Source organism: Bradyrhizobium sp. Arg237L (genome assembly GCF_029990105.1).
GTDB lineage: Bacteria > Pseudomonadota > Alphaproteobacteria > Rhizobiales > Xanthobacteraceae > Bradyrhizobium.
Map to the genome: position 1 here is coordinate 40,310 of NZ_JAQMIL010000073.1, position 12,632 is coordinate 52,941.

At 59.2% G+C, this 12,632-nt stretch carries 13 protein-coding genes; 6 read left to right on the forward strand and 7 right to left on the reverse strand.

The window, feature by feature from the left end:
- The first annotated feature begins 81 nt into the window (after window positions 1–81).
- Together OZ411_RS33670 and OZ411_RS33675 are read left to right on the forward strand one after the other, a co-directional pair.
- On the forward strand, window positions 82–750 hold the full coding sequence (locus OZ411_RS33670; protein WP_282531387.1) for a hypothetical protein: 669 nt from the start codon (window positions 82–84) through the stop codon (window positions 748–750).
- A 44-nt stretch (window positions 751–794) separates the two neighbouring features.
- On the forward strand, window positions 795–2,462 hold the full coding sequence (locus OZ411_RS33675; RefSeq protein WP_282531388.1) for a hypothetical protein: 1,668 nt from the start codon (window positions 795–797) through the stop codon (window positions 2,460–2,462).
- 703 nt (window positions 2,463–3,165) lie between these two features.
- Here the strand turns inward: OZ411_RS33675 and OZ411_RS33680 are convergent.
- The 5 genes from OZ411_RS33680 to OZ411_RS33700 form a co-directional block, all read right to left on the reverse strand.
- On the reverse strand, window positions 3,166–5,058 hold the full coding sequence (locus OZ411_RS33680; RefSeq protein ID WP_282531389.1) for an AAA family ATPase: 1,893 nt from the start codon (window positions 5,056–5,058) through the stop codon (window positions 3,166–3,168).
- A gap of 500 nt (window positions 5,059–5,558) precedes the next feature.
- A complete protein-coding gene (locus OZ411_RS33685) occupies window positions 5,559–6,332 on the reverse strand; it encodes a metallophosphoesterase (RefSeq protein ID WP_282531390.1) in 774 nt (257 codons plus the stop codon).
- Window positions 6,333–6,898: 566 nt separating this feature from the next.
- Window positions 6,899–7,471: a hypothetical protein gene (locus tag OZ411_RS33690; protein WP_282531391.1), complete on the reverse strand. Its 573-nt coding sequence runs from the start codon at window positions 7,469–7,471 to the stop codon at window positions 6,899–6,901.
- Window positions 7,468–7,800: a hypothetical protein gene (locus OZ411_RS33695; RefSeq protein WP_282531392.1), complete on the reverse strand. Its 333-nt coding sequence runs from the start codon at window positions 7,798–7,800 to the stop codon at window positions 7,468–7,470. Before OZ411_RS33695 ends, OZ411_RS33690 begins: the two co-directional genes overlap by 4 nt.
- A 74-nt stretch (window positions 7,801–7,874) precedes the next feature.
- A complete protein-coding gene (locus OZ411_RS33700) occupies window positions 7,875–8,411 on the reverse strand; it encodes a hypothetical protein (RefSeq protein WP_282531393.1) in 537 nt (178 codons plus the stop codon).
- A gap of 351 nt (window positions 8,412–8,762) precedes the next feature.
- On the opposite strand from OZ411_RS33700, the gene OZ411_RS33705 reads away from it, so the two are divergent.
- A complete protein-coding gene (locus tag OZ411_RS33705; protein WP_282531394.1) occupies window positions 8,763–9,023 on the forward strand; it encodes a helix-turn-helix transcriptional regulator in 261 nt (86 codons plus the stop codon).
- Between the two features lie 75 nt (window positions 9,024–9,098).
- Here OZ411_RS33705 and OZ411_RS33710 read toward each other — a convergent pair whose 3' ends face one another.
- A complete protein-coding gene (locus OZ411_RS33710) occupies window positions 9,099–9,362 on the reverse strand; it encodes a helix-turn-helix transcriptional regulator (protein WP_282531395.1) in 264 nt (87 codons plus the stop codon).
- A 93-nt stretch (window positions 9,363–9,455) separates the two neighbouring features.
- Here OZ411_RS33710 and OZ411_RS33715 point away from each other — a divergent pair, with 93 nt between their 5' ends.
- From OZ411_RS33715 to OZ411_RS33725, 3 genes are all read left to right on the forward strand, one after another.
- Complete coding sequence (locus OZ411_RS33715; RefSeq protein WP_282531396.1) at window positions 9,456–9,659, forward strand: hypothetical protein; 204 nt, start codon at window positions 9,456–9,458, stop codon at window positions 9,657–9,659.
- 267 nt (window positions 9,660–9,926) lie between these two features.
- A complete protein-coding gene (locus OZ411_RS33720; RefSeq protein WP_130576997.1) occupies window positions 9,927–10,109 on the forward strand; it encodes a hypothetical protein in 183 nt (60 codons plus the stop codon).
- Window positions 10,110–10,948: 839 nt separating this feature from the next.
- On the forward strand, window positions 10,949–11,119 hold the full coding sequence (locus OZ411_RS33725) for a hypothetical protein (protein WP_349017059.1): 171 nt from the start codon (window positions 10,949–10,951) through the stop codon (window positions 11,117–11,119).
- A 958-nt stretch (window positions 11,120–12,077) separates the two neighbouring features.
- On the opposite strand, the gene OZ411_RS33730 is transcribed toward OZ411_RS33725, so the two are convergent.
- On the reverse strand, window positions 12,078–12,632 hold a 555-nt coding region (locus OZ411_RS33730; protein WP_282531398.1), incomplete at its 5' end, for a hypothetical protein.

A 12,632-nucleotide genomic window follows, 5' to 3' on the forward strand; every position in this document is an offset into this window, starting at 1 on the left:
CGCAATGCGTCCCTTGATCGTCGCCACCATACGGTTGCACCCGATAGGTTAGCATCTCCAAGAACAATAGCGGAGCTTTCGATGACCACCATCGGCGTGCTGGGGCGAATTATGTCGGCGGCGACGGGCATTCCCGAATCCACGATGGCGGTCACCGCCCGTGAATTACGCAGGCAAGGAATTCTGACCTCAGAGGGTAAAGGGGGATTCGGGGCAGCGGAGATGAGCCCCGCCGATGCTGCAAGTCTCTTGTTGGCTGCGATGGCGGCAGAGGGAGTAAAGGACTCTCCGGACGCTGCCAGGGCATTTTCCGGCCTGCCTGGCAAGAAGGTAAGGCCTCCGCAATGGGCACGGCAGCGGCTTGTGAGCGAGTTCGAACACCAAGTGGGTGAAGATCCGCCCTTGTTATGGTCATTGAGCAAGCTGCTTGCCCTTTTGAAAAGCGGTGTGATGTTTCCTGTTTGGGCAGAGACGCCAGTCCTGTCGAACGTCGATCGACCTCGTCAAATTACAGTCAGCTTGTTCAAGCCGGAAATCGCCGCTTCCATCGAGATCAGTCAGAACAAATTCTACGTCGGCTACCGCTACGGCGCGCTTGCTGGTCTTGAAAACGAGGGCCCTCGGGACATCGTCTCTCTGTACGAGGAGAAGGTCGTCGCGCCCCGATACCCAGAGGGTTACATCATCAAGACCGCGAGGATCGGAATGAAAGGTCTTGAGGAGATCGCACACGGGATCATGGCTAGATGAGTGCAGCTGGTATGACCATATCTGAGTGCAAAGCGATTGAACCTATGGCGAGCATGACGCGTGAGCGTCTGCACGAGCTGATATGGACCAAACCGCCTCAGGCTCTGAGTGCGCTGACCGGCATCAGCCGTGGGTCTCAGCGGTACTATTGCAAGCGGCTCGGCGTGCCTATGCCGCCCCGTGGCTATTTCCGCCGCGGCGAAATGGTGGTGCCCGTTCTGCCGCAATTCGAGAAGAGACAGATTCCTGTGGTCCAGCGAAATGGCAACGCCGCTGTTCGCTCCTTAAAGCGGGAAGAGCTGTACCGCATGGTATGGAGCGAACCCATGGTTCTCCTCGCTCCCAAGCTCGGTCTGAGCGACGTAGGAATCGCAAAGCGCTGCCGGCTACTGCAAATTCCGGTGCCTAGCCGTGGCTATTGGCGCAAGGTTGAGATGGGTAGGGCGCCGTCGTTGCCGCCATTGCCACCGCCGCCGGAAGAATATCATGAGCGATGTCGGATCGAGCGGCAATACCTTGAAGATAAGGCCCAGCGAACCGAGTCTGCCGTGGACCTGCTCGCCAAGGGTCCCGCGTTCGTCCGCGAACTGACCCGGCAGATGTCTAAACCCGCGATCAGCAAGCGTTATGGAATCAGCCGTTTTGCCCTTGATCGGTTTTGTCGGCAGTATCAAATCGAAACTCCGCCGAGGGGATATCGACATCCAGAGCGTTTGGTGCGGGCGTCTGTGGCCGCAGTCAGGGACGTGCTCGGAACTACATGCGAACTTGCCGGTAACCGCGATACAAAGGACGTTGCTTCGGAGGCGATCAAGCTCGCAGAGGACCGGATTCGCGGCGAGCTTCCGGAAACAGACAGTCCTTGCCAAAAGATCTCCGTCCATACCAACGATCAGTCACGTCAGCTCCCCGCTCAAGACGACTTCCGTTCGCCGAATAATCTGCCGCTGCCCGGGGAAGGGTCTGTGGATGCTTGGTTAGACGCTTTTCCGAACAAGACATCGAACGCCGTCCGGCGGGCACACATTTTGAAGGGGCTGTCCGCCGTGGCCCGATCGGAATTGGTGGAGGATGAGGCGGGACTGGCTCGCCTTACAAACAGTGCAATCGCCGAAATATGCAAAGGATTTTTGTCTGACGGCATCAGTGAAAACAGCGTGCGTGCTTACCGTTCGGCATTGAAGAGCTTCAGGGACTTCCTGTTGAGGCGAGCACATGGCGCCCCCTGCAATCCTGAAACCCCTCGTTCGCCAGCATACGAAGTTGCTGCCCTATTCGATTATGCCACCTATGGTAGTGATCAAGTTGTTTGGACACTCAACCGCGATATAGCCATAGCCAGTCTGACGATCCGGGATGGCCTAAGTGCTGAAGAGATAGTCGCGATGAAGGCGCCGACACGGCTGGAACAGATGCAGGCCACGAAGTCGACAGCTGCGGTTCAAAGGTACCTTTCAGTACTGCCCCAGAGATTGCGACGGCCTGTTGGTGGTCCGCTGTTCGTCACCTCGCTAGGCGAGCCAATATATCGGGAGTTGGTCGGCCGCGCCGTGAAGGGATTATGCAATGCCGCGGGCGTGCAGGTTCGGCCCGTCGCGGAGTTTCGCCGCTTTATATCCGTAGGCCCGACTGCACGTTCCCTGGAATTGGGCGCGGCTTGCGAGAACCTAGAGGATCGAACGGAGGAGAGCTTTCCCTCTCTTACCGGGTGAGGTCCCCCCCCCCCGCGAACAATAAAGTTGCCGGCGATCGCTATTGGCGCGATCGCAGCGCGGGTTTGGCGACGAGCTTCTCCCATCCGGTGCCAGGTCTGGCCGGCTCGACACGAAGAGCGTGGCGCCTTCGCACGAAATCTGCGACCGCTTCGGCAGACCAAACTGGCTCAAATCCTCGAGCGCTCGTCCTACGCATGGACGTTGGACGGGGAGCTTCGCCGAGCTCTATCGCGATTGCGAGTGATCGCGTATCGGGAAAATCTAAGAATGCGGCCACAACGTCGCTCCGCATCTCCACAGGCCACTCGCCAGGCAAATATCTTGATGCAATCCGCTCAAAGCGAAAGCGTACGCTTTTCATGTGCATAGCCCTCGTCGGCCCTCCAGTTCATTGAATTTCTGCGATTCTGTTAGACATTGTTTTACGTGGAATGTGGCAACCATCGTCGTGATGGGACTTACAGTGCTTCGAGCGTCCTACTGTGAGGTCTAACCGCGCAGATGCTCTAAGGTCCAGCGCATACCTTCGGTCTCGATCTACCGCTCTCCAATCCTCGACGACGGGGACAACGTTGCTCTCGACGTACGAATCTCTGCGCGCTACCAAGCCAGTTGGCGACTTAGTTACCCGGGCTCTCCGAGTACGATCAGGTATCGATTGAACATCGCGGCCCTCCAAAGTTGTCTGTCAAGTTACCACTCATGGCGTGCCCCCTGGGCCGCGCTGCGTGCGGATGATGGTCGCCGCGGTGACGCCATCGATCCTGCCGGCCCGCAGCAGCGTTGCGGCGATCTCATCGAGAGCGGCGCGGTAGCTCAGCAGCGTTGAACGGCAGGTTTCTGCCGCCTTCAATAGCTCGGCGTGAGCAGAAGTGCGGACACGGGCGTACGAGAGCAGTTCATCCGTGTCCTGGACCGGACCGAGGAAGAGCAGACGGTTTGATCCTGCGAGACCAAGCGACGCCACCATCGCAGCGGCGAGCGCAGTCGCGTGCTGCAGGTCAGACCCCCGTCGTCCGCCGGCACCATGTGATGCTTCGTCGAACACGATCTCCTCTGCAGTGCGACCGGCTAACAACACCTGCAGGCGCGCCTGATAGTCTGAGCGGGTTCCGGCGAGCAGTGGGAGCGGCTTGGTTCTTACCGTCGCTCCGCCTTCACCGCCCACTCGCGCGATCGTGGCATGGAGGTCCGCCTCGCCCCTGAACAGAAGAAGCTCGATCAAGAGATGTCCGGCCTCGTGGACGGCCGCCCGCCTGAGTAGCGTCGCATCCCGATCGTCGACCTTGACGAGCGCTCTTCGGAGATCGGCGAGCTCGAGCGGACGCCTATCATGTCGCGCGAAGCGGACGGCGTCGTTGGTTATGCGCTCGACGTCGGCGCCGGTCGATCCAAGCGCCAGGAGACAGATTTCGCCTAAGTCTGCGCCGTCAAGCCGCGTCCCGAGCCTGACGCGGAACATGCGCTCGAGGTCTTCGACGTTCGGAAGACCAATTCGGATGATGCGGTTGAGCCGGCCAGACCTGAGGATGGCGGCATCGCAACGAGAAATGTCGTTTGAGGCGGCTAGGAAAATCAATCCTTCGCGACCAGCGATACCGTCCAGCTGTGCGAGAAACCCGTTGATCACTTCCACAAAGTACTGGGCATGGGTTTCGGTGTGGCGCACCTTGCTGCGATCTCCGAAGGAATCGATCTCATCGATGAAGACGACACAAGGAACTTGGCCGCGGGCTTTGTCGAAATCGCGCTTCATCGCTCTCAGCAAGTGCCCCAGATGTCCCTCATCGGTGCCCTGCCATCGCGCGAGCGAACACGCGACTAGGGGAATTTTGGCAGCCTGCGAAAAGCATTTGGCGAACAGCGTCTTTCCAGTGCCAGGCGGGCCGACCAAGCATGCGCCAGGGTCCAAGCCTGCCCATGGTATTTCGCCGCGGCGCCACGCTTCCAAATCGCGTATCGTCGAGCGGGCCCACGCGACCGCTTCATCCATGCCGTGAAGTTCGCTCAAGGAGATGTTGCGCCCGCCCTTGTATTCGGCCTTCTCGGCGGCAAGGCGGCGCAGCTCGGCCAAACATTCTGCGGGCGTGCGGTCGAAGCGGATTGCGACGATCATGGCGACAGGCGTGATACGCGCCGCGGTAGCCTCGTCGAGGAGGTCACGGCAGCGCTCCCCAGTCACGATGCGGATCGCGCGCGTGATGGTCAGCGGGTCCAGCTGCGGAAAGGTGATACGAACGGGTGCTGCCGCCAGCACTGCCGCGGGAAGATGAGTCTCCGAGGCCGGCGAGATTGCGATCAGTGGAAGGGCGAGTGAGAGCGCCGAAAGCGCGTCCCATTCTCGTCGGTCCTTGTCCGCGGCTTTCGGCAGATCCTTAATGGCGATTTCCACGGCATCGTAGTCTTCTCGCGTCCATGTGTTGGGGCCGCCGACCCCCATAACGCGATGCGTCCCGGAAAAAAGGACGTCATGCCAGCACGCGAGCACCCGATCGAGCATCTCAAGATCCGGGATATCGATCGCCACGATCGGTGCGGACGACCGGATCGCTTCGAGCAGGTCGGGCCGCGAGTCGAATAGACCAGCGAACATAAGTCGAGCGGCGGCTCTTGCAGCGGTGAGGGGATAGAAAGGTGGACGAGGACTATTTCGAACGATGGAGTCGACGTGCGCGCTCGGCTTCCGCCTGCGCGCGTTGTCTCCAGCGGCCTCTCTTCCCTTGTTAGATGGTACCCTGGGCTTCTCGCCCGCGGCCTTCTTGTCGGCGATTGACGTTGCTTCTTCCAGCCGCTTGTGCTCACGGGCAGCCGTGACCTCGGCAACGTGCCTGCGATAGCGCAAAGAGGCACGCCAGTCGGCCCGGTAGGCAGCAAGTTCGAGCCGACCCATCACTCCGCCTGGTGCCGGCCTAGAGGCCCGCGGTTGCTGCGGCGATGACGTCGGAGCCGCCAGAGGCTTGGATGCTTCTCGTACTCTTGGTGCGGTGTCGTGGTTCATGCCATTCGCTCTCGTCGATCGAAATGGAATCCATCAGTTGACTGGTTTGGAGACGCACCGTGTGCGGTCTTCCGTATGGTTGAACTTCGCTTCGTTCACGCGCACACTTCGATGACCATCCGAGGATCGAACCGGATGTTTTCGTCGGGGTATCCGCGTGGATTGGAGATCAATCGCGTGCGACCGCGGCGCAAATCCATCGAAAAATGGGTGTGGCCCGATATCCAGAAATCCGGCCGGAGCTGGTCTATTGCACCGGCCAAGTTCGAAGCGTACGCGGCCGCGACCATGCGATCGCGATGTCGCGGTTCAACCGCTTCGAGGATTGGCGCCGTGTGCGTCAGCACGATGGTGGCGCCGTCGAATGCCTTAGCAAGCTCGGCCTCGATGTAGGCGCGGGACTGGAGGTGGAGCATTCGCGCCTCCTGCGGACGAAAGCGTCGCCAGGGCCGACGCGACCATTTTATCCGCTTATGGTCGCGCATGGTGTCGTACGCCATTCGCATGGAAACACCGCGAAAGGATGCGCCGAACAGCTCGTAGTCCGTCCACAAGGTGGCGCCGGTAATGCGCAGACGCCCGAATATCACGGTCTCGTTTTCGAGGAGATGCACGCCGAGTTGGCGCGCGCGCTCCCGGCCCGCCTGAAGCTCCTCCCCGAATGTGCGGCCATAGAATTCGTGGTTGCCCGCCACTGCTGCGATCTCGGCGCGAGGGTAGGCGATGCGCATTGCCTCGACCGCGCGAACCAGGCCCTCGCAGGTGTCTCCCGCAATGAGGACGAGCGCGGGATCGCCCGCCAGGGGTGGAAAACCGCGTGCCCGTGGAAAGTCCAGATGAAGGTCGGACATGATCTGCGCCCGGATCATTGATCCCTCCGCTCAGAACCTCGGCCGCGACGCCCCTGATACTCAAGCCATACGTTGTGAACCAGCCACGACGTCGCTAACCTGGCACGCCGCCGGGGATGGAGCGGCATCCGCCGAAGCCCGTAAGAAAGGACGAGCGCGGCGCCTGCGTCGCGGAAGGCGGTGTTCAAGAGGACAGTCATCACGAGATCTACCCGCGGATAGATGTGCGGCGGTCTCTGCAGACGCAGAACCAATCCCGATGCCGCGGCAGCGTCGCCGCGGACAGCGGCCTGCCATTCGGGACAGATGGCGGAGATGCCGTGAACGCTTTCGGCAATCTCGGCACGGCGACGTTTGTCGAACGATTCCGCGGCAAGCGTCCGCCAATAGGAAAAGGGTGGCGGCAATCCTGTATCGTCAGAGCCGTTTGGTAACGGCCGGCCGTTCAAATTCATGTTGGCTCCTGACTTCGTGCGGTTGCCGCCTGTCGTCGACCTCCAGCGCGCCGGTGGAAATCGACTTCGTGGAATAGGTCCTAGCCGGGCCACGCCATGCCTCGGCGGGCCACGCCCCGCCACGACCGGTTATTCCGGGGTCTCCTCGACAAGGAAGCGACCAAATTCCGGACGGTGGTCGCCCAAACCATAAGGTCCCGCCAGCTTGAAAAACTCGAAGATCTCGCCTCGGTTGATCATCGATGGGAGGAAGGTTGCCGTCACCCGAGCGCTCCATTGTGGAAAGCAGGGACGGGTCCGTACGGTGAGTGAATCTCGTACGCGCACCATCTCGCGATGGCGGAAGCGTTGGTCTGCCCAGAGTTCGGCGATGGTCTTAGGCCCGTCGTAATCAAGGATCGACGGTCCATCCGCCACGAACGCCGCCTTCGCGATTGCGCCTTTCTTGCGTTTCTTGGCGCCATCCACGAGAACCGACTTGATGCAATGGGGCGGTAGGCAAGGGCGGCCTTCGCTCAGCCAAAGCCCGCCATGCCATTCCAGCTCGGCGATCCGAGCGTGGTCCGCTTCGGTCTTTTTGCTTTTCGAGGTAATGGAAGCGATGGCCCTCGTGGTAGGGTCGAGCGGATCCGCTAACCTGGCCGAGTGCATCAGCAGCGGCCCGACACCAACAAGCCTGAAACTGAGATGTTCTGCACTCATTTTGATTCTCCGGTCACGAATGGGTCGAACAAGGGCGGGGGATCGGCGATTGCCGGTACGTAATCGGACGTTGCGATCGGTGCCGACGCATAGCGGCGTGCGCGCAGCATCGAAGTCACAACCCCGTGGCACTCCCGACAAAGGGCGGTGAGATCGCCGTCGATTTCCCGACCGAGACGTGCATACGTTCGGTGGTGACACTCGATGACATGACCCGTCGCGGTCGAATTGGGGCATAGGCGGCATTGAAATCCTGCCGCCTCGAGCTCTCGCAATCGTGCCGCGTTGAAGCGCCAAGCAGGACTCGAAAGGTACTCGCGGTAGTTCATCTGCACACTCCAAATGCGGACGTCGGCGACATCGGATGGCACGTCGTCGTTGGATTGCAGGATTCGCCGCAACGTCATTCGCGCCGGCTCACCTGCACCGCGCGAACGCTCAGTCGCCTCGGTTGGTAGACGAGCCAGCTGTCCGACAGCGCGGCGCATGGCGGATCAATATCCGATCGATCCTTGAGCGCCGCCGCCAAGAAGAGCGCCGCCGCCACATCACCTGTTAGGGCGATGCACAGGACCGCAGTCATGGCCACGTCGAGCGAAACGCGCGCGCCTTGCCGCTGGGCGCGATGGGCAACATTCATTGCCACCGCTGGATCACCGGCTGCACCAAGGAACCAATGTGGCTCGCCGAGGACGGCCGTCTTTCTGAGGAGGTGCCGTGCAATGCACACGTCAGCTTTCGTGAATGCGTCGGCGCGTCGCACCCTCCACCAACAAAGCGGGTGCGGAAAGGAGATGGGACCAGTCGCCTTGGTTTTTGCGCGTGCCGCGATACCAAACCCGTTGCTCGACGATCGCGGTCCGACGGCCCTTGGTGAATCCTTGCGGCGCATTACCGACTCCTTGATATGATAAATCATATGGAATTGCGCGGCCGACATGGCTCGCCCCGGCCGGCAGCCGGCGTCTTCGTTGCGATTTCGGTTTTTCAAAAGACCGCGAAGCGTCGGCGAGCGCGGAGATCCGCTCACTGAGGGCGAACCCTCAGGTTCATCGCGCAACGATTTTCGACGCTCAACTCGACAGCATCCTAGCGGTGCGACGATTCAATCCTTTTCAAGGATTCGTGCGTACTTTCTACCGCGGCAGTCGTTTCCTTCGACTGATCACCATAGCTACCAGCGCGTGCGCCGTGGCGATGGTTAAGATTTTCCTAATATACCACTAGGACGGGCGGTTGTCTCTCACGGAAAGAAAACGTCCGCTGTAAGCGCCAAACATGGTTAACAAGCATGGTTAACAAGGAGCCCCTCCTTTCTCCCGCCCAGGTTCGCGCCGCGCGGTCGTGGTTGAGTTGGAGCCAGGACGAACTTTCCACCCGAGCCGCGGTTTCCCAAAAATCGATCGCAAGACTTGAGCTGGGACGATCGGTGCCCCACGCCGGCACGCTGACCAAGATCCAACATGCCTTTGAAAATGCGGGCATCGAATTTCTCTACAGGGGAATGATAGCCACGGGAATCAATACCCGTCAGCAGACACCATCATCATGAAGATTGCCGTGGCGGCGATATCTGTGGCGCGATGACCCGCACGGACTTACTTCTGGCGAACCGGCTACTGATCGATCATGATTTCGTGGAGCGCGTCTCGAACAGATCAATGAATCGCACGCCGAGACAAACTGCAATCGCCTCAAGCTTTTCGAGGGTGGGATTGGCGCGATGGTTTTCGATCAGGCTGATTTCCATCTGCTCGACGCGAAGTTTGGCTGCCAGTTCATCCTGCGTCCAGCCCTTGTCCTTGCGCAATCGGCGGACGTTGCGAGCGAGGAGCCTCGCAACCTGCGAACTACGCGCTGGAAACCGCTCCTCGAATCCTGACCGTGCCATTGATAGTACGGTCAAACGGCGTCGGCGGACGGTCCATATGATAAATCATATATTTGAGCGATATGCCGGTGGGAAGCGTATCGGAGTTGATCGGTGGAAGAAGAGTACGAAGGAGGACATGTTAAAAACCTTCGCTGTACAATCGTTCAGCCAAGTTGCGAGATCCCGGATGATGTGGGGAATCCGATTAATCGCTGTTCCACCATCGTTGTGCCGGCCGAGGAAGTCGAGCGGTTCGAGGCGATGCACGTCTCGCTTTTCGCGCTGGCGAAGCATTTCCTTGGGGGCAAGAAGTAGCTCGAGGCCGCCGGCGTCAAGCCGTCCCTGGATCCGGAGACAATCGGGGTAACGTTCTATCGAAGAGCAGACGTGGAAGGCGACAACACATCTTCATCCCGGCGATAGGCGGCGCTGCCCTTAATCCAACCTTCGGATTGATCGCCTGGATGTCCGCTTGTCTCTCGAACAGGAGGCGTCAAGCAGGCTTGACCTTGACGCCCGCGCGTCGCAGGTTTCGGGGCGCCGCGCGCGGCTCGCGCGCCCAATAGGCAGGATCGATCTTTCATGGCATTCGTGCAGTTCACGCAACCGGACGATCAGCCCATCGTCATCAACACGGATAGGATCGTGGCCGCCACACCACTGCCCGACGGACAAGGCACGCGCATCACCTTCAGCAACGGTGGCCATCAGGACGTGAAGCAACTCATCGCTGACGTGCTGCGGCAGTTGAACATAAGCGCGTAGGCTCAGGACATCGCCGCCTGGGCGAACCATTTCGCCGATCAAGTGAGATCGTGCTGCCCAACGTTCGCAGATGGATCATTGAACAAGCAAAACGGCCTCAGCGCGCGCACATCTGAGGCCGTTCGAGACCTCCCGCCGGGCATTGGCCAAAATGTCGACCGGTGGCTTGGCTTTCGGAGATAGGATCGCCGATTGCTGAGGACCAAGACCAGCCCAAGGTGAATCGTTCCGTCCCAATCCGAAATATTTAGCGTCCTGACCGGACCGCCGATGACGCGCTGGCCTCTGTTTTGACCCTTGAATCGCTCTGTAACCACTAATTCGGCAACCGAACACGAATTAACTGGCTATTTGGTTCGATCGGGATCCATATAGCCCCATCACCGCCGCTTCACGGCATCCACCGGTGACAGAGAGTGTTGCGCTCCCGCCTATTCGAGGGGAGGCATCATATGCCCCAATCTCAACGCCTGTCGTCCGCCATTCTGCCGGTTGCATTTGGGCGCCCCGCCTGTCCGAAGTGCAAGGCCGAGATGATGCTTACCCGCATCGAGCCAGCACGCCCTGGCGTCGACTTGCATACGTTTGAATGCGCTGTCTGCAATCACGTAGTTACGGCCCTGGCCGCGTATGAAGATCCTATGAAGTCCAAGGCTCTCGGACGCTGGCTTCTAGGCGATTTGCACTCGCCCACGTAGTTAAGTGTAAATACAAAAGGGCAAACTAGGCCTCGAGCTCCCAGGAAACTCCGATGCGACTTTCGACCCACCGACAAAAAATTGCGTAGTAAGCAAACGCAAAAGGAGGAGGAAATGAGGGATTACACAAACGAACGGAACGTGCCCACCGCGGCCTTGCGTAAGGCACGAGAAGCCTTCAAGGAGGCGGACGTCAAGGTAGCGATGGCCGAGTATGAACGCACTCAAAAGGCGTTCCATGCAAACCACGAGCGGTTAAAGGCGGAGCGATTGGCTCGCGACGCCGAAGCAGCGCGGAAGCTCAAAACCTGATCGGAGGCTTTCGGTCAAGTCTGAGTAGCTCCTCAAACCTGTTAGGCTGAAATATCTTGCCGTACTCGTCGGTGTGATCTGCACCTGCCATCCGCCCCTAACTAGAGTGCGAGCTTTCGCAACCGCCAGCATTGGACTGACGTGGCTCGCAACGACGGTTTCCCGTCATCCTTCCTCGCATGAATGCTGAACGTCATCGCATCCTCAAAAGAGAAAGGCCGGCAAGCGTTACGCCGCTCTGCAGGACTAATAGCTGCAACCACTGATGGCCCGGCAACGCCTGGTCATACGTTGGGTCGGTATCTGCCCCTCAGCGAAAACCAGCATAGATGCGTGCGCTCGACACTTCGTCCCTCTCACCACTGGGTGTGACAGTCACACTGTCCTTTACGACGGCTAGGTCGCTGCAAGCGTCGATTCAGTGTCACGACTGAAATGACCAATGTCTCAATTGGGTCAGTCGCGTCGATTGAGCCGCGCCGAACTGAGGTCCGGTCTGCCCCCGACGGCCGACCTTTGCCGAAACTCTAGGCCGGTCGGTAAGGGCCACTAGCCAACCTCGCGAGGGGAATCGGCTTAGGTCAGCTAAAGCCAAGCACCGCCCCCTCGATGGCTGGTTCTGGCGCGTGGTCGATGCTCGCTGACACCCCAGTTGCGCTACGAACGGTCATAAATTGCCGCGACCGAAAACTTGTTCAGCCGGTCGGCGCTTCCCGAACCTGTTCGCAACGAGTGAGGTGCTGTATCGCAGAGAAACGATGAAAGATCGCGAGACCGTTTTGCCTGGAGCTTGAAGCGTTCCGCGGCAAAGATGGCGGACAGTTGGTTCGCTATCCAAGGCAATCAGACGGCTTCAAGTGGCAATCTTAAGAGCAGTCGCTATCGTGCTCGTTGTTGTTGAGCCAATCCTGTCGTTGGTCTGCTTTTTCCGACACTCTGCGATTAGCGGACATTCTCATTACTTGTTGCGGCTATCTTGCAGGCCTGTCTCCCGGGTTATCCCCTCCAACGCCCTCGCCAAATCGCCGATCGTCTGAAAACTGACGGCGCCGAGACGCTCTACATCCTCACCCGTTCCGTTCAAACGGTCGGTTAGGAAAACAGCGCGCAACAACACGTAGTCGTGGATCTCTTCTGCGCCGTTCATCCGAGCAGCAATTATCAGATCCATGCTCGACTTGCGTCGGAGTCTTAAGATCCATCGTGGTTTTGCAGCTTTAGCTTTGAGGCTTTGAAGCATATAGAATTGTGCGGTGAAGTTGCCGTTCACAACATAATGCCTCGCCCTGAAATCAAACTGAGCGGTCAAACCCAGTCGATGCATTTCAGCGAAAAATGCCGAAAGAACGGCTTTGCGCTTCAGAGACGTTCTGCGCTTGGCAGCCGCATTGCCGAACTTCTTCTTTGGACGATAGTCTATCAGTTCGTAAGCGTGAATGAGACTACCGAAGCGGCTTTTGTAGCTTTGAACCCGAGGCGTCGATTCCGCGCCATTAATGATCTTGCTGTTTAA

Bases quoted from the DNA above. Each gene is read 5' to 3' on its own strand.
- OZ411_RS33685 (WP_282531390.1), bottom strand. From the start codon at position 6,332: ATGATCCGGGCGCAGATCATGTCCGACCTTCATCTGGACTTTCCACGG.
- OZ411_RS33705 (WP_282531394.1), top strand. From the start codon at position 8,763: ATGGTTAACAAGGAGCCCCTCCTTTCTCCCGCCCAGGTTCGCGCCGCG.
- OZ411_RS33700 (WP_282531393.1), bottom strand. From the start codon at position 8,411: ATGTCGGCCGCGCAATTCCATATGATTTATCATATCAAGGAGTCGGTA.
- OZ411_RS33720 (WP_130576997.1), top strand. From the start codon at position 9,927: ATGGCATTCGTGCAGTTCACGCAACCGGACGATCAGCCCATCGTCATC.
- OZ411_RS33675 (WP_282531388.1), top strand. From the start codon at position 795: ATGGCGAGCATGACGCGTGAGCGTCTGCACGAGCTGATATGGACCAAA.
- OZ411_RS33670 (WP_282531387.1), top strand. From the start codon at position 82: ATGACCACCATCGGCGTGCTGGGGCGAATTATGTCGGCGGCGACGGGC.
- OZ411_RS33690 (WP_282531391.1), bottom strand. From the start codon at position 7,471: ATGAGTGCAGAACATCTCAGTTTCAGGCTTGTTGGTGTCGGGCCGCTG.
- OZ411_RS33695 (WP_282531392.1), bottom strand. From the start codon at position 7,800: ATGAACTACCGCGAGTACCTTTCGAGTCCTGCTTGGCGCTTCAACGCG.
- OZ411_RS33710 (WP_282531395.1), bottom strand. From the start codon at position 9,362: ATGGCACGGTCAGGATTCGAGGAGCGGTTTCCAGCGCGTAGTTCGCAG.
- OZ411_RS33680 (WP_282531389.1), bottom strand. From the start codon at position 5,058: ATGTTCGCTGGTCTATTCGACTCGCGGCCCGACCTGCTCGAAGCGATC.